We start from the raw sequence: 22,592 nt of genomic DNA, 5'->3' as shown, positions 1-22,592 counted from the left end.
CTACGTTACGATTATACTACAAAATTTTAAGAGAGATAAACATTTTATTGCGTTATAAAACAATAAAGGCTCTACAATGCTTGTAGAGCCTTTTATTTTGAAACTGAAAGTATTAGAATTATTTCAGTCTATTACTTTCTCTAGTCAGTCATTAACTTTCTGTAACGAACACGCTTGGGTTCTTCATTGCCTAAACGTTTCAATTTATTTTCCTCGTATTCGGAATAAGAACCCTCAAAGTAGAATACATTGGAATCGCCCTCAAAAGCAAGGATGTGCGTACAGATACGGTCGAGGAACCAACGGTCGTGGGAAATAACAACTGCACAACCGGCGAAATCTTCCAATCCCTCTTCTAATGCCCGCAATGTATTCACGTCGATGTCATTGGTAGGTTCGTCGAGCAACAGCACGTTCCCTTCTTCCTTCAGTGCCATCGCCAAGTGCAGACGGTTTCTTTCACCACCGGACAACACTCCGCAAAGTTTTTCCTGATCGGCTCCGGAGAAATTGAAACGTGAAAGATATGCACGCGCATTCACATCACGTCCACCCATACGAAGCAATTCATTGCCACCCGAAATAACCTGATAGACACTCTTATTCGGATCAATATCCTTATGTTGCTGGTCGACGTACGCCACCTTTACAGTCTCTCCTACTTCAAATTCGCCTTTGTCTACCGATTCCAGCCCCATGATCAGGCGGAACAGCGTTGTTTTTCCTGCACCGTTAGGACCAATCACACCGACAATACCATTGGGGGGCAGCATAAAGTTCAAATCGTCAAACAACAGTTTGTCTCCGTATGCCTTAGCCACGTGCTTGGCTTCAATGACTTTGTTGCCCAAACGAGGACCGTTAGGAATGAAGATTTCAAGTTTTTCTTCCTTCTCTTTCACATCCTCATTCAAGAGTTTGTCGTAAGAGTTAAGACGTGCCTTACCCTTTGCCTGACGGGCTTTAGGAGCCATACGTACCCACTCCAACTCACGTTCCAAGGTCTTACGACGTTTGCTGGCTGTCTTCTCCTCCATTTCCATACGTTTGGTCTTTTGTTCCAACCAGGAAGAGTAGTTACCTTTCCAAGGAATGCCTTCACCACGATCCAGTTCGAGAATCCATCCGGCAACATGGTCGAGGAAGTAACGGTCGTGCGTCACTGCAATAACTGTTCCCTCATACTGCTGGAGATGTTGTTCCAACCAGTCGATAGACTCTGCGTCCAAGTGGTTGGTAGGCTCGTCAAGCAACAGAATATCAGGTTTTTGCAACAACAAGCGGCAGAGGGCAACACGACGACGCTCTCCTCCGGAGAGATTTGCCACCGGCTGATCTTCGGGCGGACAGCGGAGAGCGTCCATCGCACGCTCCAGTTTGCTATCCAGATTCCATGCGTCTGTCGCATCAATGATATCCTGCAACTCTCCTTGACGGGTGAAAAGAGCATCCATCTTATCCTGATCCTCATAGTATTCAGGCAGAGCGAATTTCTGGTTGATTTCTTCGTATTCCGTAAGTGCGTCCACAATAGGTTGAACGCCTTCCATTACTACTTCCTTTACCGTTTTTGTGTTGTCCAGATAGGGTTCCTGTGCCAGATAACCCACAGAATATCCCGGCGAGAATACAACTTCTCCCTGATAGGATTTCTCCAAACCTGCAATAATCTTCAACAAGGTAGATTTACCGGAACCGTTCAGACCGATTATACCGATCTTAGCTCCATAGAAGAATGACAGGTAGATGTCCTTCAACACATTCTTATTGGGCTGGAAAGCTTTGCTTACTCCAACCATCGAGAAGATAATTTTTTTATCGTCAGCAGCCATATATTAATAATGTATATTGTTGATAATGGCACAAAGATAAGAAAAATGTTTGAAATCTTTTGGAGTTATAAAAAAATGTTCTACCTTTGCACCCGCATTCGAAAGAAAGCAGATAAGGATTGATTCAGTAGCTCAGCAGGTAGAGCACAACACTTTTAATGTTGGGGTCCTGGGTTCGAGCCCCAGCTGGATCACTGAGAAGTAAAAATCCCTTGATAATCAGAGATTTATCAAGGGATTTTTTTATGCATCAAATTGAAATGAACCATTGCTTCCTTTATCTCATTCTTTCAGAGCTTGATAAACTGCTTTTGCCATTACCTTTGCTCCTTCTTCATTCGGATGAACTTTATCCGGGAAAAATTCGGGCATTCCATCCATTGCCGAGTGAAGGTCAATAACCGGCAAATGATTTTTCTTGGCAACTTTCTTTATCATCGGAATAATTTCTTTGGAAATTATATCGTCATTGATATTGTCTCCAGTCCGATAGGATTTGGAAGGATAGCAGAGATAAATCTTCGGCTGGGCAGGCAGAGCTTTGAATGCGTCTACCATTGTTTGCAAATCTTTTGTGAAATCCGCCTTATACTTCCAATTGAATGATTTGCTATCGTTTGTTCCAAGTTTGATCACTACGATATTGGGATTGAAAGCCAACGCATCCTGATAGGCTTTCTCTTTCATATATGGATGATCTCCTTTATTTAATAAGGTACGGGCACTGACTCCGAAGTTCTTAACCCAATAACCGTCACCCAGCATACGTCCCAACACGGAAGGATAGCTGTCACGATTACGATTCTTAATCCGGGCTCCATAAGTAATGCTGTTGCCAATGCAAGCAACACGGACCGCATCTTTACGGGGAGCCTTGAAGCTGCGCAACCAAGCTGTCAGTTCATCCAGCATTTCATTTTTATAAAGGAAACCTTCGCGGATTCCCCATCCATGCCCGCCGGAAGGATAAATATGAAGAACTGCAGGAACTTTATTCTTATTCAATGCCAGATAGTAGTTAACGCCATTGGCAGGAGGAACGGCATTATCATCATCACTATATACGATGAAGGCACGCGGTGTCTCTTTTGTCACCTGTTTTTCATTGGAATATTCTTTCTCCAGCTCGGCAGAAGCGTCTTTCCCTAACAGATTATTGCGAGAGCCCATGTGGGTATACGATTTATCCATCGTAATCACCGGATAGAACAGGATCTGGAAGTTAGGGCGAAGCTCGGGTTTGGCATGGGTAGCAATCGTCGACGCCAAATGACCACCGGCAGAAGATCCCATAATACCGATGTCATTGGGATTCAGATTCCATACATCAGCACTGTCACGCACAATCTTCATTGCAGCTTCGGCATCCGAAATAGGAAGTGTGCGGTCGCCTTTCGGCATTCGATATTTCAGCACAATAAGAGCAATGCCTTGTTTGTTGAAGTATGGAGCCCAATCGTAACCTTCGTGGTCAACTGCCAGATGGGAATATCCCCCTCCGGGACAGGCTACTACCGCCCGCCCCGTAGCTAATTCCGGTGCCGGTAGGAATACACGAAGTGAAGGTTGTTCAATATCAAAAGGGCCGGGAGCCTTCTGGGCTACCACCTGCAGACCTGAAAACAGGAAAAGCAACAGGAAAAAAAGAGTAGAAAATTTCTGTTTCATAGTATCTATGTACTTTGATTAATGAATAATTAGATGTGCGAAGATAGTAATTTTCCGTATCTTTGCACCTCATTTTGATTATAAAAAGATATGCAAGGAATAAAGAATCTGACGCAAGGGCCTATCAACCGCCAACTGTTCAATCTGGCAATGCCTATCATGGCAACGTCATTTATACAGATGGCGTATAGCCTCACGGATATGGCATGGGTAGGACGACTGGGAAGTGAAGCTGTAGCTGCCATCGGATCTGTCGGAATTCTGACATGGATGTCGGGGTCCATATCTTTATTGAATAAGGTAGGCTCGGAAGTCAGCGTCGGTCAATCTATCGGTGCACAGAACCAGGAGGCCGCCCGGAACTTTGCATCCCATAACATCACAATCGCACTTATCATTTCTCTTTGTTGGGGTGGATTGCTTTTTGTTTTTGCCGATCCTATCATACGCATCTACGAACTCGAAGAGCATATTACCGCCAATGCTATCCAATATTTACGGATTGTCTCTACCGGACTGCCTTTCGTCTTTCTGTCGGCAGCTTTCACCGGAATCTATAATGCAGCCGGACGTAGCAAGATTCCTTTTTTCATCAGTGGCACCGGACTGGTATTGAATATCATTCTCGATCCTTTGCTGATATTTGGTCTTGGACTGGGTACTAACGGCGCAGCCTACGCTACCTGGATTGCAGAAGCAAGCGTTTTTCTTATTTTCGTCTATCAGTTGCGTTATAGGGATGCACTGCTCGGCGGGTTCTCTTTTTTCACGCGACTGAAGAAACAATACACACGGAGAATCTTAAAACTAGGATTACCCGTAGCAACATTAAATACTCTTTTCGCCTTTGTCAATATGTTCCTTTGCCGCACCGCTTCCGAACAAGGAGGGCACATCGGATTGATGACTTTTACGACCGGAGGACAAATCGAAGCTATCACCTGGAATACCTCACAGGGATTCTCTACCGCGCTAAGTGCTTTTATCGCCCAAAACTATGCAGCAGGACGGATCGAACGGGTACTCAAGGCCTGGCATACTACACTATGGATGACTGGTATCTTCGGAACATTCTGCACATTATTATTTGTTTTCTTCGGAAATGAGGTGTTTTCTATTTTCGTCCCCGAACAGGCTGCTTATGAAGCCGGAGGTGTTTTCCTTCGCATCGACGGATATTCACAGCTCTTCATGATGCTCGAAATCACCATGCAAGGAGTATTCTACGGTATCGGCCGGACGATACCTCCTGCCATTATCAGCATTGCCTGCAACTATATGCGTATTCCGCTTGCTATCGTGTTCGTGCAAATGGGCATGGGAGTGGAAGGTATCTGGTGGGCTGTCTGCGTCACTACCGTTGCCAAAGGATTGGTACTTTTAAGCTGGTTTGTGATTATTAAAAAGAAATGTCTGAGTATCCCTTCTGTAACAAAAGAATAACTCATAATTCTCCTTCGTTAACAGACGGTCGGAATTCCACTCGTTATTTTAACTTAAAAAGTACACCTTTGCTAAATAATATATATCTTTGCGGTGTTATTCATCATACGATATGATTCGTATGAAATTATTTTTTTACTAATTAAAAACATCAACATTATGAACAAGATGAAGTTTATGGTTCTCTTTATGAGTGTTGCCATGATATTCAGTGGCTGTGCGAGTATGAATAACACCGGTAAAGGTGCGGCTATAGGTGGAGGTTCGGGCGCTGCTTTGGGTGCTATCCTGGGAGGCGTTATCGGTAAAGGTAAAGGTGCGGCTATCGGCGCTGCCATCGGTACGGCAGTAGGCGCAGGTACAGGTGCTCTCATCGGAAAGAAAATGGATAAAGCTGCAGCCGAAGCAAAACAAATAGAAGGTGCGCAAGTAGAACAGATTACGGATAACAACGGACTGAAAGCCGTAAAAGTAACATTCGACTCGGGTATCCTTTTCACAACAGGTAACGCAAGTTTGAGTCCTGCCGCTAAATCCGCATTAAGCAAATTCGCAAATAATGTACTTAACCAGAACCGTGATATGGACGTATCTATCTATGGATATACCGACAATCAAGGATGGAGAAACAGTACGGCTGAACAAAGTCGCCAGAAAAACCTGAACTTGTCACAGGAACGCGCACAGAGTGTGGCAAGCTATCTGTTGAGTTGCGGTGTGTCCAGCAACCAGATCAAAGGTGTGCAAGGTATGGGTGAAAGCGATCCCGTTGCAAGCAACGATACAGCAGCCGGCCGCGAACAGAACCGCCGTGTAGAAGTATATATGTACGCTAGCGAACAGATGATCAGAGATGCACAGGCAGCTGCTAATTAAAAAATTACTGCGCTATACACGCAACCTGCTGATTTTTTTCTTCGCATCGACCTTACTGACGGTCATTGTCTATCGGTTTATGCCGGTTTATATCACTCCGCTGATGATTATTCGAAGTGTTCAGCAGATTTTCTCAGGAGATAAACCCACGTGGAAACACACGTGGGTTTCTTTTGATAAGATATCCCCTAACCTCCCGATGGCGGTGATAGCTTCCGAAGATAACCGTTTTGCGGAACACAACGGGTTCGATTTCGTAGAGATCAGGAAAGCAATGAAAGAGAACGAAACACGTAAGCGAAAACGGGGAGCAAGCACCATCAGCCAGCAGACAGCCAAAAATGTGTTCCTATGGCCTAAATCTTCATGGGTACGAAAAGGGTTTGAAGTATATTTCACCTTTTTGATCGAATTATTCTGGTCGAAGGAACGAATCATGGAGGTTTATCTCAACTCCATTGAAATGGGAAATGGTATCTATGGTGCACAAGCTACCGCCCAGATAAAGTTCGGAACAACAGCCGCCAAACTGACACGGGGACAATGTGCGCTTATCGCCGCTACCCTCCCTAACCCGATACGCTTCAATTCTGCGAAGCCTTCGCCATATATCCTAAAACGTCAAAAACAGATATTACGATTAATGAATCTGGTTCCCAAGTTCCCACCGGAAGAAAAGACCATAAGAAAGCAACAAGGTAAAAACAAGAAAACGAAGAAGGAGCAATGAGAAATCTCTCTTGCTCCTTTCACTGATAAACTTGTCCGACTGTGTGCTATCCCCATTTATACAAAATCTTTCAACTCTTGCTGTAAACGCTGACGTGTGAAAAAGATACGGCTCTTCACCGTTCCCAATGGCAATCCTAACTTCTCTGCTATTTCACGGTATTTGAATCCCGACACATGCATGGAGAAAGGTACCTTATATTCTTTTGGCAATGCATTGACTACACGATGCATCTCTTTCAAATCATACGCGCCCTCCGTACTGTCAAATCCGGAATCTTGCGGCAAATTCAAATGATAATAATTATCGGTAGTGTCTACAAAGGTCTGGTCACGTACTATTTTTCGGTAGTTATTAATAAAGATGTTGCGCATGATGGTGTACATCCATCCTTTGAAGTTTGTGTCCGGAACATATTTGTCCTCATTATCTAATGCTTTTAAAGACGTTTCCTGCAATAAATCATTTGCTTCTTCACGGTTAGCCGTTAATTTATAAGCAAAACGAAGCAACTCCTCCTGAACTCCAATTAAATCTTTTCTGAAACTTAAACTTTTCATACTTTAAAGGTTTTAATGGTTAATATTCGTTTTTCTCGATGTTTGCAAGTTTAAAGGTATTTTTCCTCTTCGGAAGGGTAATTTCCGTTATTTATGAGGGGAAATTCTATCAAATGATAGTTTTTAGGTGCTTTTTGATAGTTTTTGGGTGGTGCAAATCGGGGAAAAGCCGAATTTTCTATTTAATTTTCATTAAAGAAAACAGAGGAGTTCCCGACTTTTTAGTAAATTTGGTTGTTATACTTATATCAACCTAAATACAATTGATATGAAAAAGAAGAAACAAATCTTTATGTTATTGCTAGCCTTGCTAGTGGGACTCCCTACCCTTTCCGCTCAAAGTAAACAAGAGAAGAAAGAGCAGAAAAAAGAAGCTGTCAAGAAGCTCATCGCTTCTGAGAATTACAAGATAGATGTCAGGACCGCCATGCCGATGCGCGGGCGCTCCATTCCCTTGACATCTCCCTACTCATTGGAAATCAGAAATGACTCGGTTATCTCCTACTTGCCTTATTTCGGACGGGCCTACAGTATCCCGTATGGTGGAGGTGACGGACTCAATTTCAGAGCTCCCCTTAAAGAATATGATATGAAAATGGATAAAAAAGGAAATGCCGTTATCGAATTCGTTGCCCGGAATCCGGAAGACAGATATGAATTCAGAGCCAAAGTATATACGAATGGTGAGGCAAGCATCAATGTGAATATGCAGAACCGTCAGTCTATCAGTTTCCAAGGCGAACTGGAGATGGAAGATTAGCCTAGTCTTCCCCCTCTTCTCCCCCTTTTAATATAGGCAGGCAAATATGATATTTCACAGCTAAGATGCGGGTTAGAAAGACTACTAATCCGCCTATCAGCTGACAACCGTATGATTCGATCCCTACTAGGTCACAAATCCAATAGGCAATGCCTCCTACCACACAGGCCATCGCATAAATTTCTTTTCGGAAGATGAGGGGGATCTCATTGATAAACACATCACGAATCACCCCACCGGCTGCTCCCGTTATACTACCCATAATGATAGCTACCCAAAAAGGGTATCCCAAAGCGATACTTTTTCCCACACCTACCACAGTGAACAAAGCGAGCCCGATAGTATCAAAAATGAAGAAGGTATTATTGAGCCGGATCAGCCAACGGCCGAAACAAATAACCCACAGCAAAGCAAGTCCCGTACATATCAGATAAATAGGATTTGTCATCCAGCCGGGAGTAACATCAAGCAGAACATCACGGATAGTACCACCACCGATCGCAGTAGCAAGACCTACAACATAGGCTCCAAACCAGTCGAAACGCTTAGCCGACGCAAGCCGGATACCACTGATGGCAAAGGCAAATGTGCCTATAAAATCAAGAATTTGAACGAATGTGGGCATATATTTGTTATTTTGTATGCAAAGTAACGAATAAATTCCGTAAGAAAATGTACTTTTGCTTCACGAATTAAACCGAATAAGATAGAAACAGTATGAAAATAACAATTGTTGCCGGGGCACGCCCCAATTTCATGAAGATAGCCCCCATTACACGCGCTATTGAAGCCGCACGGGCGCTGGGTAAAAGTATCTCGTACCGATTGGTATATACAGGCAAGAAAGAGGATACAAGTCTGGATGCTTCTCTCTTTTCGGACCTCGACATGAAAGCTCCCGATGTTTATCTGGGAGTGGAAAGTAGCAATCCTACGAGCTTGACAGCCGGAATCATGATAGCTTTTGAACAGGAACTAACCGAAAATCCTGCTCATGTAGTCCTTGTAGTGGATGATCTGACAGCAACGATGAGTTGTGCCATCGTCGCTAAAAAACAAGGAATCAAAGTGGCGCATCTGGTGGCGGGAACCCGTTCCTTCGACATGAAAATGCCGAAAGAAGTAAACCGTATGATCACAGACGGGCTATCCGACTATCTGTTCACTGCCGGTATGGTTGCCAACCGTAATCTGAACCAGACGGGAACAGAAAACGAAAACGTATATTATGTAGGTAATATCCTCATAGATACTATCCGATATAATAGAAACCGGTTACTCAAGCCGATATGGTTTTCCGTATTGGGACTGCAAGAAGGTAATTATCTCCTACTTACCCTGAATCGGCGTGTACTGCTCAATAATAAGGAGAATCTCCGACAACTTTTGCAAACATTAATCGAAAAGTCTGCCGGTATGCCTATCGTAGCTCCAATGCACACGTATGTACGCAATGCCATTAAAGAATTAGGAATCGAAGCACCGAACCTGCATATCATGCCTCCTCAGAATTATCTGTTTTTCGGTTATCTGATAAACAAGGCAAAAGGAATCATAACGGATTCAGGCAATGTAGCCGAAGAAGCGACATTCTTAGGCATTCCATGTATTACACTCAATACATACGCCGAACATCCGGAAACATGGCGGATGGGAACAAACGAACTTGTCGGTGAAGATCCTGTTCTTCTCGCCAAAGCAATGGACACATTAATGAAAGGCGAATGGAAAAGAGGCGAGCTTCCCGAACGTTGGGATGGGCGCACAGCGGAGCGTATCGTACAGATCCTTACGAGTAAATAACCAACAATGATGGGTAAAAAAAGTTATATATTCAACCATCCTCAGAGTTATTTGTTAACTTTGCAGCCCTACTAAGAACGTTTATGAAACAACGATATAGCAAAATACTTATACTGATCTTACTCATATTGGCGGCCTCAAACGCTTTTGCGCAGCAGATAAAGGGAGTAGTTACAGATTCGGTGACTCATGAGCCATTGATGTATATATCTGTTTACTACCAAGAAAAAAAGGATATGGGTACGATCACCAATATTGACGGAGAATACAGTCTCGAAGCCCGTAGAAACGGGGGGACACTTGTATTTTCCGCAGTGGGCTATATCAGTAAGACAGTAAAAGTGAGCTATGGCAATCAGACGGTCAATGTTCAGTTGGCTCCGGATAACGTGATTCTGAATGAAGTCGTTGTAAAGCCTAAGAAAGAGAAATATTCGCGCAAGAACAATCCGGCAGTGGAGTTCATGAAGAAAGTAATCGAACATAAGAAGGCGCAAGCCCTCGAAGTGAACGAATATTATCAGTACGATAAGTACGAAAAGATGAAAATGTCTATCAATGACCTTACTCCGGAAAAACTAGAGAAGGGTATCTACAAAAAATATTCTTTCCTTAGAGATCAGGTAGAAGTGTCGGAAACTACCAATAAATTGATTCTCCCGATCTCTGTACAAGAAACGGCTTCACAAACCATCTTCCGCAAAAATCCCGAAAGTAAGAAAACGATTATCAAAGGAAAAAACTCCAATGGTATCGAAGAATTCTTCTCTACAGGAGATATGCTCGGCACTGTATTGAAGGACGTCTTTGCAGATATCAACATCTATGATGACGAGATCCGTCTGCTTCAGCAGCGTTTCGTCAGTCCTATAGGTAGCAATGCGATTTCTTTTTATAAGTATTATCTGATGGATACGTTGATGGTGGACAAGCGCGAATGCGTACATCTGACATTTGTTCCACAGAATTCGCAGGATTTCGGATTTACGGGACATCTCTATGTATTGAAAGATTCTACCTATGCTGTCCAGAAATGTACAATGAACCTGCCTAAAAAGACCGGAGTCAATTTTGTGAACCGTATGGATATCGTCCAACAGTATGAACAACTACCAAATGGTAATTGGGTATTGGCAGATGACGATATGACCGTAGATCTCTCGTGGAGTTCAAACAAAACGGTGGGGGGATTGCAGGTAGAGCGGACTACAAAATATAGCAATTATAAGTTCGACCCTATAGAGCAACGGCTTTTCCGTTTGAAAGGCAGTGTGATAAAAGAAGCCGATATGCTCTCGAAAAGCGATGAATACTGGGCTAGTGTTCGCCAAGTACCACTGACGAAAACAGAAAGCACAATGGATGTATTCGTCAACAGACTCGAACAGATTCCGGGATTTAAGTATATCATCTTCGGTGCGAAAGCTGTGATCGAAAACTTTGTAGAAACAGGGAGCAAGAAACATCCGAGTAAAGTGGACATAGGTCCTATCAATACGATGATTTCGAGCAACTATATTGATGGAACCCGTTTTCGGTTAAGTGGCATGACAACAGCTCATCTCAACAAACACTGGTTCTTGAACGGCTATGGAGCCTACGGTCTGAAAGATAAACGATGGAAATACAGCGGAACACTGACATATTCATTCAACAAACGCGATTATGTGGTTTGGGAGTTCCCGAAGCATTATATCTCGGCAACTTACAGTTATGATGTAATGTCTCCGATGGATAAATTCCTGTTTACAGATAAAGATAACATTTTCCTTTCATTAAAAACAACGACAGTAGACCAAATGTCGTATATGCGCGATGCTACCATCAACTATGAACTTGAAACACTTACAGGATTCGGTATAAAAGCAATGCTCCGCCACCGTAACGACGAGCCTGCCGGAAAATTGGAGTATTTGCGTAACGATGCCGCACAAACCCGTGTGCATGACGTCACTACTGCCGAAGCAAGCCTGACACTACGCTATGCTCCGGGCGAATCATTTGTCAACTCCAAACAGCGTCGTATCCCCGTGTCATTGGACGCTCCTATCTTCACACTCACTCATGCCATGGGATTCAAAGGAGTGTTGGGCGGCGAATATAGTTTCAACCGTACGGAAGCGAGTGTATGGAAACGTTTCTGGCTTCCATCTTCGTGGGGAAAGATAGATTGCAGTATAAAGGCAGGGGCCGAGTGGAACACCGTTCCTTTCCCGTTACTGATTCTGCCGGAAGCCAACTTATCATACATCACCCAACGCGAGACGTTCAACCTTATTAATAATATGGAGTTCTTGAACGACCGTTTCGCTTCAGTTTCATTGTCTTACGATATGAATGGCAAACTATTCAATCGTATTCCCCTTATCAAGAATCTGAAATGGAGGGAAATGTTCCGGGTCCGTGCCTTATGGGGTACTCTGACAGACAAAAACAATCCGTTCAAAAGCAGCAACCCCGATTTGTTCCGCTTCCCGATGCGTGATGGAAAATTTACTAGTTTTGTCATGGATCCGAAGATTCCGTATGTTGAAGCAAGTGTGGGTATCTATAATATATTCAAGTTGCTGCACATTGAATATGTACATCGTTTCACCTACCGTGATAATCCGGGTATCAATAAAAACGGTGTCCGCTTCATGGTATTAATGGCATTCTAAGAATTATGCAACCTTTAGCAGAGCGATTACGCCCCAAAACATTAGACGAATATATCGGTCAGAAACATTTAGTAGGACCGGGTGCTATCTTGCGAAAGATGATTGACGCAGGACGCATCTCCTCCTTTATCCTCTGGGGACCTCCCGGAGTAGGCAAAACTACATTGGCACAAATCATTGCCAATAAGCTGGAAACCCCGTTTTATACTTTAAGCGCAGTGACTTCGGGGGTAAAGGATGTGCGTGAAGTGATAGACCGTGCCAAAAGCAACCGATTCTTCTCCCAGTCCAGCCCTATACTATTCATCGATGAAATCCATCGATTCAGTAAATCACAACAGGATTCTTTGTTGGGAGCTGTAGAGAACGGAACCGTCACACTGATCGGAGCAACAACGGAAAATCCGTCGTTCGAGGTTATCCGTCCGCTTCTGTCCCGCTGCCAGCTCTATGTACTCAAATCGCTGGAGAAGGAAGATTTGCTGGAACTCCTGCAACGTGCCATCACTACGGATACTGTACTGAAAGAACGTAAAATCGAACTAAAAGAAACAACTGCCATGCTGCGTTTCTCCGGTGGAGACGCACGCAAACTCCTTAATATATTAGAGCTGGTCGTTGAATCCGAAGCTGAAGACACCGTTGTGATCACTGATGAAATGGTGACCGAACGATTACAACAAAACCCGTTGGCATACGATAAAGACGGGGAAATGCATTATGATATTATCTCAGCCTTCATCAAGTCTATTCGCGGCAGTGATCCGGACGGAGCAATCTATTGGCTTGCCCGTATGGTGGAAGGCGGTGAAGATCCGGCTTTCATTGCCCGCCGACTGGTTATTTCGGCCTCTGAAGATATCGGCTTGGCAAATCCCAATGCCTTGCTTCTTGCTAATGCCTGTTTCGATACATTGATGAAAATCGGATGGCCCGAAGGAAGAATTCCTTTAGCTGAAACAACCATATATCTGGCAACCAGCCCTAAGAGCAATTCAGCGTATAATGCCATTAATGATGCACTGGAGTTGGTTCGCTCGACAGGTAATCTACCTGTCCCATTACACTTGCGCAATGCACCTACGAAGCTGATGAAGCAATTAGGCTATGGACAAGAGTACAAGTATGCTCACAATTATGAAGGGAATTTTGTGAAACAACAGTTCCTTCCGGACGAATTGAAAGACAAACGTATCTGGAAACCGCAGAATAATCCGGCAGAACAGAAACATGCCGAACGGATGATACAACTGTGGGGAGACAAGTTCAAAAAAGACGTATAACATATTATTAATATAAAATCGAAATGAAAATTATTATTTTAGATGGTTTTGCAGCCAATCCCGGCGACTTGTCTTGGGAAGGGATAAAAGCCTTAGGAGAATGCGTGATTTACGACCGTACTGCTCCCGAAGAAGTATTAGAACGTGCAGCCGGAGCTGAAGTACTCCTGACTAATAAAGTAATCATTAATGCAGAGCACATGGCTGCACTGCCCGAATTGAAATATATCGGTGTATTAGCTACCGGATACAATGTAGTTGATACAGTTGCAGCTAAAGAACGGGGTATTGTTGTCACTAACATACCTTCATACAGTACAGCTTCCGTTGCCCAAATGGTATTTGCGCACATATTGAATATCAGCCAGCAAGTGCAACACCATTCGGAAGAAGTGCATAAAGGCCGTTGGACGAACAGCAAAGATTTCTGTTTCTGGGACACGCCGCTGATAGAATTGAGAGATAAGAAAATAGGTCTGGTCGGATTGGGAAATACCGGATATACAACAGCACGTGTTGCCATAGGTTTTGGTATGCAAGTGTATGCGTTGACTTCAAAGTCTCATTTCCAGTTACCACCTGAAATCAAGAAGATGGATTTAGACCAACTTTTCAGCGAATGTGATATTATCAGTTTACATTGCCCGCTTACTCCGGAGACACATGAGATGGTTAATGCCCGTCGTCTTGCCATGATGAAGCCAACAGCTATCTTAATCAATACCGGGCGCGGACCGCTAATCAATGAACAAGATTTGGCAGATGCTCTGAACAGTGGTAAGATTTTTGCAGCAGGAGTAGACGTACTCTCAACCGAACCTCCCCATGCTGATAACCCGTTGCTGACAGCCAAGAACTGTTACATCACTCCACATATTGCATGGGCAACCCTAGAAGCCCGCGAAAGATTGATGAACATTGCAATCAGCAATCTACAAGCATACATCGCCGGAACACCGGAAAATGTAGTCAAATAGGTAAGAATAAAAAACCGTTTTTCTATCCAGTCCGACATTAAAACAAAAAGTCGGCTGCGCAATAATATTACTATTGCGCAGCCAACTCTCAATTCTCAACTTTCAACTCTCAACTTAATAAGAGTGTCCTCCCTCGTCCATCTCTTTTTCCGTTATCTTATGACGGTCGATACTACGCCAAGCATAGAATATATAAGCTATCACAAACGGGACAAGTATAGAAACATAGGCCATCGTCTTTAAAGTAAACTCACTAGAACAACTGTTAGCCAAAGTCAATGAGCTTTGCAGGTCCGTATAAGACGGATAATAAGCAGTATTATTATATCCTGCCACCAACAGCAAGGACAAAACAGTCAATACCGTCCCAATTCCTGTAAACCAGATACCCTTATCAAAAGTCTTTCTAAGCAACGTCTTGCCAATACCGAAGAGTACCAACACCACTCCTATCAGGAATAAGATCAAAACTACGGGCATTTCGATAAAGTTCATGAAATATTTAAAAGGTTGCATATAAACCTCCTGTGTATCCGGATTCACGGCAAAGCCATCAGAAACCAATGTACGAATCACAAATGTCAAGAAGAATACAAGAAACAGAATCGTATTATTCTGCACCGCACGACGACATTTATCCGTCAGTTCCTTGTCCGCAATATTATTAATGAAGTAAAGCGCACCCAGCACACGGGCAAGGAAGAATACTGCTAATCCAAGAATAACATTCCAGATATTTGTCAGTGCATCCAATCCATGCCAGCCATTCCCCCAATGACTGATTACCGGCATAACAGTATCCGTCATATTAGCTTTATTGATATAGAAATCGGAACCTGTGAAGAAAGTCGCCACAGCTCCGCCAAGCAACAACGGCCCTACTACTCCATTAATCACCAGAAAAGTCTGATATGTCTTTTTGCCCAACAGATTTCCCGCCTTGCTCTGAAATTCATAACTGACAGCCTGCAATACAAAGCTGAAAAGAATAATCATCCAAAGCCAATAAGCTCCACCGAAACTTGTACTATAAAACAATGGAAAAGAAGCAAAGAAAGCCCCTCCGAACGTGACCAGTGTAGTAAATGTAAACTCCCACTTACGACCGGTAGAATTCACCATCATTTTCCGGTGTTCTTCCGTCTTACCGAGACAGAACAACAAAGAATTACCTCCTTGCACAAACAATAAAAACACGAGGATAGCTCCCAGCAAGGAAACGACAAGCCACCAATATTGTTGTAGAAATATATACATAGCCTTTACAATTAATGATTAGTATTCATATTATCTCCCGTATCCGGTCCTTTCTTGATAGCCTTCACCATAATTCCGGTACCGGCAATCAACATTACAGTAAACAGGAACAGGAAAATAAAGAAAGTAGTCTGTACGGAACCCACATCAAGTTTGGAAATAGCAGCCGTCGTAGGCAGCATATCACGAATCGCCCAAGGCTGACGGCCACACTCGGCAACCACCCATCCCGCTTGTCCGGCAATGTATCCCAAAGGAATAGTAAGCAAAGCGACCCAATGCATCCAGCGCATCTTACTCAAATCTTTCTTATAGACAAAGAACAATACTACAATAAAGAACAAAATAAAATATCCTCCGAGAATTACCATGACACGGAACGCATAAAAATTCAAAGGAACATTCGGAACCAACTGATTCACATCTTTAATATACCCATATCCAAAATAGGGGATATTCTCCTGCAACACTTTATATGCCACTTGCGCGTCCTCTTCATGACCTGCACTCTTTGCCGCACGATAGGCTGCCAATGCCCCAATAGCCGTTTTCCCGCGTTCTATCTTCTCGGCTGCCGAGAGAGCCGTCGTACCGTCCTTCATTTGATAACCGCCTTCAATAATGTTTGTGATTCCCGGAACGTAACCATCCGCATCACGTTCCGCCAGAAAAGAAAGCAGACTCGGTATCTCAAAACGGAAGAGGAAAGGTTCTTTCCCATCATCATAAGTTTCCTTTTCAGGGTTAAGCACTCCTATTCCTACCAGTCCTACATTCGTTCCACCCTCATACAGGCCTTCCACGGCAGCCAGCTTCATCGGCTGTGTCTGTGCAATCTGATAACCGGAACCGTCTCCTGTCCAAGCGGCGAGTAACGATGCCACTAGTCCGAAGATAGCACCGATTTTTATGCTCGCAAGTGCAAACTCACGATTACGTTTCTTCAACAAATACCAGCAACTAATGCCGACCACGAACACACCGCCCAACACCCAACCGGACAATACGGTATGGAAGAACTTGTTGACAGCCACAGGTGATGTAGCCACAGCCCAGAAATCTACCATCTCGTTACGCACCGTATCGGGATTGAACTCCATTCCTACCGGATGTTGCATCCATGCATTGGCCACCAGAATCCACCAAGCGGAAATAGTTGCTCCCAATCCCGTCAACCAGGTAGAAGCCAGATGGAAGCGTTTGCTCACTTTTCCCCAACCGAAAAACATCACAGCTATAAATGTGGCTTCCATGAAGAATGCCAAAATCCCTTCAATCGCCAACGGTGCTCCGAAAATGTCACCAACAAACCACGAATAATTACTCCAGTTTGTACCGAATTCAAATTCCAGAATCAAACCGGTCGCTACACCAATAGCGAAGTTGATACCGAAAAGCTTCATCCAGAACTGAGCAGTCTTTTTCCAGAATTCATTTCCTGTTTTATAATACAGCGTCTCCATGATTCCCATCACCACTGCCAGTCCAAGTGTAAGCGGAACAAAAATCCAATGATACATAGCTGTCATCGCAAATTGGGCTCTCGACCAATCGATCAGCGAGGTGTCAATACTTTCAATCATAATCTTATGTTGTTTAAGAGTTAAAAATCAATCGGTTTCTCCGGAAGGGCACGTTCTATCAGTTCATTGCCCACATACGCTCCTTTTTCAGCCTCCGTAGGGTGATCACCAAGAAAATTCGGGAAAAAGAATAATTTGAGGATAAAGAACATGACGAATAATTTCAAAAGGATAATAACCCACAATGTACGACCAAGTGTCATACTGCGGAAACCTTCCAAATAAAAGTTCCAAACGGCAAGCAGTGCATTCTTCATATATCGTCGTTAGAATTTGTAATGAGTACAAATATACAATATTTATAATAAAAACAAACAAATCCCCCGAATTGTTGCGAGATTTATTGTGTTTTTCCCGGCTAATCTCCCTATCGACAGAAAAAAATCATTTAACGGTAAAATTCAATGATCCGTCTATCACTTTTGCCGCTAATATAATATGTACGTACCTTCGTTACCAATAAATCAATAGAAGTATGAATATGATAAATGTAAGAAGATTGGCAGTGATGACATTTCTTGGTGCAGGTATGCTTTCCGACATATCTGCACAAGATTTTTCGTTGCAAGCCGATACGTTAAATGAAGCCAGACTCCCCGCTCAATGGGATTTGCAATCTTGCATCGACTATGCTTTGGAACAGAATATTACGATTCGCAAGAACCGTGTGACTGCGGAAAGCACACAGATTGACGTAAAGACTGCCAAAGCGGCTTTATTTCCCAGCCTTTCGTTCTCTACCAGCCAGCAAGTAGTGAATCGCCCCTATCAGGAGACGAGCAGCCGGGTGAGTGGCAGCGAAATCATCAGCAGCAACAGTAAAACAAGTTACAACGGCAACTATGGCCTGAATGCCTCGTGGACCATATACAACGGCAGTAAGCGACTCAAAACTCTCAAACAGGAACGGCTGAACAACCAGGTAGCCGAATTGGATATAGCTACTTCGGAGAATACGATTAAAGAGTCGATTGCACAAATTTATATCCAGATTCTTTATGCCGCCGAATCCGTCAGGGTGAATGAAAACACACTGCAAGTCTCCATTGCCCAACGTGATCGCGGACAGGAACTTCTCAATGCCGGAAGTATTGCCAAAAGTGACTTCGCACAGTTAGAGGCTCAGGTAAGCACAGACCGTTATCAACTTGTCACAGCGCAAGCCACCTTACAAGATTACAAATTGCAACTGAAACAATTGCTCGAACTAGACGGAGAGAATGAAATGAACGTCTACCTCCCTAACCTGTCCGATGAAAACGTACTGGCTCCGTTACCTGCCAAAAAGGATGTCTATGTAAGCGCCCTTGCCATCCGTCCCGAAATCGAGGCAAGTAAGTTGAATGTAGAGGCTTCCGAACTAGGCATTGATATTGCCAAATCGAGTTACTTCCCCACTATCAGCCTCAGCGCAGGCATCGGCACAAACCATACAAGTGGAAGCGATTTCACTTTCGGCGAACAAGTGAAAAACGGATGGAGTAATTCTATCGGATTGTCTGTCAGTGTACCTATCTTTAATAACCGCCAGACGAAAAGTGCTGTACAAAAAGCTAGACTGCAACGCGAAACGAATATGCTTTCCTTACTTGACGAACAAAAAGCCCTCTATAAGACCATCGAAAGTCTTTGGTTGGACGCAAACAGCGCACAACAACGTTATGCGGCAGCCAACGAAAAGCTGAGAAGTACGCAGATCAGCTATGACCTGATCAGCGAACAGTTCAATCTGGGTATGAAAAATACAGTGGAACTCCTCACCGAAAAGAATAACCTGCTACAAGCTCAACAAGAGCAACTTCAGGCTAAATATATGGCCATACTGAACACACAGTTACTGAAATTCTATCAAGGAGACAAATTGACATTATAAATCAACAAACGTATATTAATTAAAAGCATCATAAACGAATGAAAACGAAAAAGATTATCCTAATCGCCGTGGCAGTCATTGTGGTAGTAGGTATAGGAATCTGGTTCTTCACCGGTTCACCCGCCAAGCATAAAGTCACGTATGCTACCGTCGCTGTCAGCAAAGGCGATATTTCAAATTCGGTAACTGCTACCGGAACGATAGAGCCGGTGACGGAAGTCGAAGTCGGTACACAGGTATCGGGTATCATCGACAAGATTTATGTAGATTATAACTCGACAGTCACCAAAGGACAATTGATTGCCGAAATGGACCGCGTCACACTGCAAAGTGAATTGGCTTCACAACAAGCGACATACGACGGTGCGAAAGCCGAATATGAATATCAGAAGAAAAACTATGAACGTAGCAAAGGCTTGCACGAAAAATCACTCATCAGCGACACGGATTTCGAACAAGCCCTCTACAACTATCAGAAGGCTAAGAGCAGCTATGACAGCAGTAAGGCTTCTCTCGCAAAGGCAGAGCGTAACTTATCATACGCTACCATCACTTCGCCTATCGACGGAGTTGTTATCAGCCGTGATGTGGAAGCCGGACAGACTGTCGCTTCCGGATTCGAGACACCTACCCTGTTCACTATCGCTGCGGACTTGACGCAAATGCAGGTAGTGGCCGATGTGGATGAAGCCGATATAGGTGGCGTAGAAGAAGGACAGCGTGCCAGTTTTACGGTGGACGCATATCCTAATGATACCTTTGAGGGCGTTGTGACTCAGATTCGTTTGGGCGATGCAAGCAGTACCAGCAGTACAAGTACCAGCAGTAGCACGGTGGTTACTTATGAAGTGGTAATCTCCGCTCCCAATCCCGATTTGAAACTGAAACCACGTCTGACGGCCAATGTCACCATCTATATCCTTGACAAAAAAGACGTACTTTCCGTACCGAACAAAGCATTGCGTTTCGTACCCGAAAAACCCTTAATCGGTGCTAATGACATCGTAAATGACTGTGAAGGTGAACATAAACTTTGGACACGCGAAGGAAATACATTCACTGCCCATCCGGTAGAGATAGGAATCAGTAACGGTATGTCGACGGAAATTATCAGTGGTATCTCCGAAGGCACTAAAATTGTGACGGAAGCTACTATCGGTGCCATGCCGGGCGAAAATATGGAAGCCGGACCCAACCAACAGAGCGGAGGAGAAAGAAGCCCGTTCATGCCTGGCCCTCCGGGAAGTAAGAAGAAAAACAACAAGTGACAAACACCATGAAGAAAGTAATTGAAATACAAAATATCAAGCGTAACTTTCAGGTAGGTGACGAAACCGTCCATGCGTTACGAGGTGTTTCGTTCACCATTCACGAAGGGGAGTTTGTCACTATCATGGGTACTTCCGGTTCGGGAAAATCTACGTTACTGAATATTCTGGGTTGTCTGGATACTCCGACGAGCGGTGAATATCTGCTCAGCGACATACCCGTCCGCACTATGAGCAAGCCTCAACGTGCGGTCTTGCGGAACAGGAAAATCGGATTCGTGTTCCAAAACTATAACTTGTTGCCCAAAACAACGGCTGTAGAAAACGTAGAACTGCCACTTATGTACAACTCTTCCGTCAGTGCCGCCGAACGCCGTCGCCGTGCCATCGAATCTCTGCAGGCCGTAGGATTAGGTGACCGTCTGGAACACAAATCAAACCAGATGTCCGGTGGACAAATGCAGCGGGTGGCCATTGCACGCGCATTGGTCAACAATCCGGCTGTGATTCTTGCCGATGAAGCAACCGGAAACCTCGACACCCGTACCTCATTTGAGATACTTGTCCTCTTTCAAAAGCTTCATGCGGAAGGACGCACCATCATCTTCGTAACGCATAATCCGGAGATTGCGCAATATAGCAGCCGGAATATCCGCCTGCGCGACGGTCATGTCATAGAGGATACCGCTAATCCGGAAATACTATCCGCCGCCGAGGCATTGGCTGCATTACCAAAAAATGACGAAGAAGGATAGACCGCGTTTAACGAAATAACTAATTACTAACAACATGAATGGAACCAATTTATTCAAGATAGCTCTCCGCGCATTGGCAAACAACAAGTTGCGTGCATTTCTCACCATGCTCGGTATTATCATCGGTGTCGCTTCCGTCATCACGATGCTTGCCATCGGACAAGGTTCGAAGAAAAGTATCCAGCAACAGATTTCCGAAATGGGATCGAACATGATTATGATTCATCCCGGAGCCGATATGCGTGGAGGTGTGCGCCAAGATCCGTCTGCCATACAAACGTTAAAGCTCACCGACTACGAGGCTTTGCGTGACGAGACCAATTTCCTGTCAGCCATCAGTCCCAATGTCTCTTCATCGGGGCAGCTTATTGCCGGCAACAACAACTATCCTGCCTCCGTGAACGGGGTTGGAACGGAATATCTCGATATCCGCCAATTAACGGTGGAGAACGGTGAGATGTTCACGGAAGCCGATATACAAAGCTCGGCAAAAGTATGCGTGATAGGAAAGACAATAGTAGACAATCTTTTTCCCGACGGAAGCGATCCGGTGGGAAAAATTATCCGTTTTAGCAAGATCCCTTTCCGAGTGGTAGGTGTGCTCAAGTCAAAAGGATACAATTCTATGGGACAGGATCAGGATGCAGTAGTACTTGCTCCCTACACAACGGTGATGAAACGTCTGCTTGCCGTTACCTATCTGCAAGGTATCTTCGCCTCCGCCCTCACCGAAGATATGACAGAATACGCTACGGATGAAATCAGCACGATTCTCCGCCGCAATCATAAGTTGAAGACCTCTGACGATGATGATTTCACCATTCGTACACAACAGGAATTGAGTACAATGCTCAACTCTACCACCGATTTAATGACCACCCTGCTTGCTTGTATTGCCGGCATCTCATTGGTTGTAGGCGGTATCGGAATTATGAATATCATGTATGTATCCGTCACGGAACGAACCCGTGAAATCGGTCTGCGAATGTCGGTCGGCGCACGAGGAATCGACATTCTGAGCCAATTCCTTATCGAAGCCATCATGATCAGTATCACAGGAGGAATCATCGGAGTGGTCATCGGCTGCGGAGCCAGTTGGATAGTCAAAAGTGTGGCGCATTGGCCTATCTACATCCAGCCGTGGAGCGTATTCCTCTCTTTTGCCGTCTGTACCGTCACCGGAGTCTTCTTTGGATGGTATCCTGCCAAAAAAGCAGCAGATTTAGACCCGATTGAAGCTATCAGATACGAATAAAGAGCTATC

Annotated in this window: 19 protein-coding genes and 1 tRNA gene; 13 read left to right on the top strand and 7 right to left on the bottom strand. The window is 44.2% G+C overall.

Annotated elements, in window-relative coordinates; all coding sequences use genetic code 11:
• Positions 1 to 140 precede the first annotated feature (140 nt).
• Positions 141 to 1,832 (bottom strand): energy-dependent translational throttle protein EttA, encoded by a 1,692-nt coding sequence (gene ettA, locus GD630_RS05225; RefSeq protein ID WP_007753297.1) that lies wholly within the window; start codon positions 1,830 to 1,832, stop codon positions 141 to 143.
• Between the two features lie 121 nt (positions 1,833 to 1,953).
• Here ettA and GD630_RS05220 point away from each other — a divergent pair.
• Positions 1,954 to 2,026: transfer RNA gene (locus GD630_RS05220), tRNA-Lys, on the top strand.
• Positions 2,027 to 2,114: 88 nt separating this feature from the next.
• On the opposite strand, the gene GD630_RS05215 is transcribed toward GD630_RS05220, so the two are convergent.
• Positions 2,115 to 3,500 (bottom strand): GDSL-type esterase/lipase family protein, encoded by a 1,386-nt coding sequence (locus GD630_RS05215; RefSeq protein WP_143864570.1) that lies wholly within the window; start codon positions 3,498 to 3,500, stop codon positions 2,115 to 2,117.
• A gap of 90 nt (positions 3,501 to 3,590) precedes the next feature.
• Here GD630_RS05215 and GD630_RS05210 point away from each other — a divergent pair, with 90 nt between their 5' ends.
• The 3 genes from GD630_RS05210 (at position 3,591) to mtgA (ending at position 6,549) form a co-directional block, all read left to right on the top strand.
• A complete protein-coding gene (locus GD630_RS05210) occupies positions 3,591 to 4,943 on the top strand; it encodes an MATE family efflux transporter (RefSeq protein WP_143864571.1) in 1,353 nt (450 codons plus the stop codon).
• Between the two features lie 159 nt (positions 4,944 to 5,102).
• On the top strand, positions 5,103 to 5,819 hold the full coding sequence (locus GD630_RS05205) for an OmpA family protein (RefSeq protein WP_182505711.1): 717 nt from the start codon (positions 5,103 to 5,105) through the stop codon (positions 5,817 to 5,819).
• Positions 5,797 to 6,549 (top strand): monofunctional biosynthetic peptidoglycan transglycosylase, encoded by a 753-nt coding sequence (mtgA, locus tag GD630_RS05200; protein ID WP_143864573.1) that lies wholly within the window; start codon positions 5,797 to 5,799, stop codon positions 6,547 to 6,549. Before GD630_RS05205 ends, mtgA begins: the two co-directional genes overlap by 23 nt.
• A gap of 56 nt (positions 6,550 to 6,605) precedes the next feature.
• On the opposite strand, the gene GD630_RS05195 is transcribed toward mtgA, so the two are convergent.
• A complete protein-coding gene (locus tag GD630_RS05195) occupies positions 6,606 to 7,109 on the bottom strand; it encodes an RNA polymerase sigma factor (RefSeq protein WP_007754006.1) in 504 nt (167 codons plus the stop codon).
• A gap of 268 nt (positions 7,110 to 7,377) precedes the next feature.
• Here GD630_RS05195 and GD630_RS05190 point away from each other — a divergent pair, with 268 nt between their 5' ends.
• A complete protein-coding gene (locus GD630_RS05190) occupies positions 7,378 to 7,869 on the top strand; it encodes a DUF4251 domain-containing protein (RefSeq protein ID WP_143864574.1) in 492 nt (163 codons plus the stop codon).
• Position 7,870: 1 nt separating this feature from the next.
• Here GD630_RS05190 and GD630_RS05185 read toward each other — a convergent pair whose 3' ends face one another.
• On the bottom strand, positions 7,871 to 8,494 hold the full coding sequence (locus tag GD630_RS05185) for a trimeric intracellular cation channel family protein (RefSeq protein ID WP_007759793.1): 624 nt from the start codon (positions 8,492 to 8,494) through the stop codon (positions 7,871 to 7,873).
• 92 nt (positions 8,495 to 8,586) lie between these two features.
• Between GD630_RS05185 and wecB the strand changes: the two genes are divergently transcribed.
• The 4 genes from wecB to GD630_RS05165 all read left to right on the top strand — a co-directional run bounded on the left by wecB (position 8,587) and on the right by GD630_RS05165 (position 14,592).
• Positions 8,587 to 9,672 (top strand): non-hydrolyzing UDP-N-acetylglucosamine 2-epimerase, encoded by a 1,086-nt coding sequence (wecB, locus tag GD630_RS05180; protein WP_007759792.1) that lies wholly within the window; start codon positions 8,587 to 8,589, stop codon positions 9,670 to 9,672.
• Positions 9,673 to 9,755: 83 nt separating this feature from the next.
• Positions 9,756 to 12,332: a DUF5686 and carboxypeptidase-like regulatory domain-containing protein gene (locus GD630_RS05175; RefSeq protein ID WP_143864575.1), complete on the top strand. Its 2,577-nt coding sequence runs from the start codon at positions 9,756 to 9,758 to the stop codon at positions 12,330 to 12,332.
• A 5-nt stretch (positions 12,333 to 12,337) separates the two neighbouring features.
• Positions 12,338 to 13,615 carry a replication-associated recombination protein A gene (locus GD630_RS05170; RefSeq protein WP_143864576.1) on the top strand — a complete coding sequence of 426 codons (1,278 nt, stop codon included), beginning with the start codon at positions 12,338 to 12,340 and terminating at the stop codon, positions 13,613 to 13,615.
• Between the two features lie 23 nt (positions 13,616 to 13,638).
• Positions 13,639 to 14,592 (top strand): D-2-hydroxyacid dehydrogenase, encoded by a 954-nt coding sequence (locus GD630_RS05165; RefSeq protein WP_143864577.1) that lies wholly within the window; start codon positions 13,639 to 13,641, stop codon positions 14,590 to 14,592.
• A gap of 114 nt (positions 14,593 to 14,706) precedes the next feature.
• Here GD630_RS05165 and cydB read toward each other — a convergent pair whose 3' ends face one another.
• The 3 genes from cydB to GD630_RS05150 are packed head-to-tail and all read right to left on the bottom strand — an operon-like array spanning position 14,707 to position 17,689.
• Positions 14,707 to 15,849 (bottom strand): cytochrome d ubiquinol oxidase subunit II, encoded by a 1,143-nt coding sequence (gene cydB / locus GD630_RS05160; protein ID WP_143864578.1) that lies wholly within the window; start codon positions 15,847 to 15,849, stop codon positions 14,707 to 14,709.
• Positions 15,850 to 15,860: 11 nt separating this feature from the next.
• Positions 15,861 to 17,432, bottom strand: coding sequence for a cytochrome ubiquinol oxidase subunit I (locus tag GD630_RS05155; RefSeq protein WP_143864579.1), 1,572 nt, complete (start codon positions 17,430 to 17,432; stop codon positions 15,861 to 15,863).
• 20 nt (positions 17,433 to 17,452) lie between these two features.
• Positions 17,453 to 17,689, bottom strand: coding sequence for a DUF4492 domain-containing protein (locus GD630_RS05150; protein WP_007759778.1), 237 nt, complete (start codon positions 17,687 to 17,689; stop codon positions 17,453 to 17,455).
• Between the two features lie 218 nt (positions 17,690 to 17,907).
• Here GD630_RS05150 and GD630_RS05145 point away from each other — a divergent pair, with 218 nt between their 5' ends.
• Genes GD630_RS05145 through GD630_RS05130 form a run of 4 tightly spaced genes read left to right on the top strand, consistent with a single transcriptional unit; the run spans position 17,908 to position 22,583 of the window.
• Entirely contained in the window at positions 17,908 to 19,305 is a 1,398-nt protein-coding gene (locus GD630_RS05145) for a TolC family protein (RefSeq protein WP_182505710.1), read from the top strand.
• A 38-nt stretch (positions 19,306 to 19,343) separates the two neighbouring features.
• Positions 19,344 to 20,573, top strand: coding sequence for an efflux RND transporter periplasmic adaptor subunit (locus GD630_RS05140; protein WP_143864580.1), 1,230 nt, complete (start codon positions 19,344 to 19,346; stop codon positions 20,571 to 20,573).
• Between the two features lie 8 nt (positions 20,574 to 20,581).
• Positions 20,582 to 21,328 (top strand): ABC transporter ATP-binding protein, encoded by a 747-nt coding sequence (locus tag GD630_RS05135; RefSeq protein ID WP_007753972.1) that lies wholly within the window; start codon positions 20,582 to 20,584, stop codon positions 21,326 to 21,328.
• A 34-nt stretch (positions 21,329 to 21,362) separates the two neighbouring features.
• Entirely contained in the window at positions 21,363 to 22,583 is a 1,221-nt protein-coding gene (locus GD630_RS05130; RefSeq protein ID WP_143864581.1) for an ABC transporter permease, read from the top strand.
• The last annotated feature ends 9 nt before the right edge of the window (positions 22,584 to 22,592 follow it).

The sequence above is a fragment of the Bacteroides zhangwenhongii genome (genome assembly GCF_009193325.2).
Classification (GTDB): domain Bacteria; phylum Bacteroidota; class Bacteroidia; order Bacteroidales; family Bacteroidaceae; genus Bacteroides; species Bacteroides zhangwenhongii.
The sequence above is the reverse complement of the archived record's forward strand: the minus strand, read 5'-3'. Positions and strand labels throughout refer to the sequence as shown.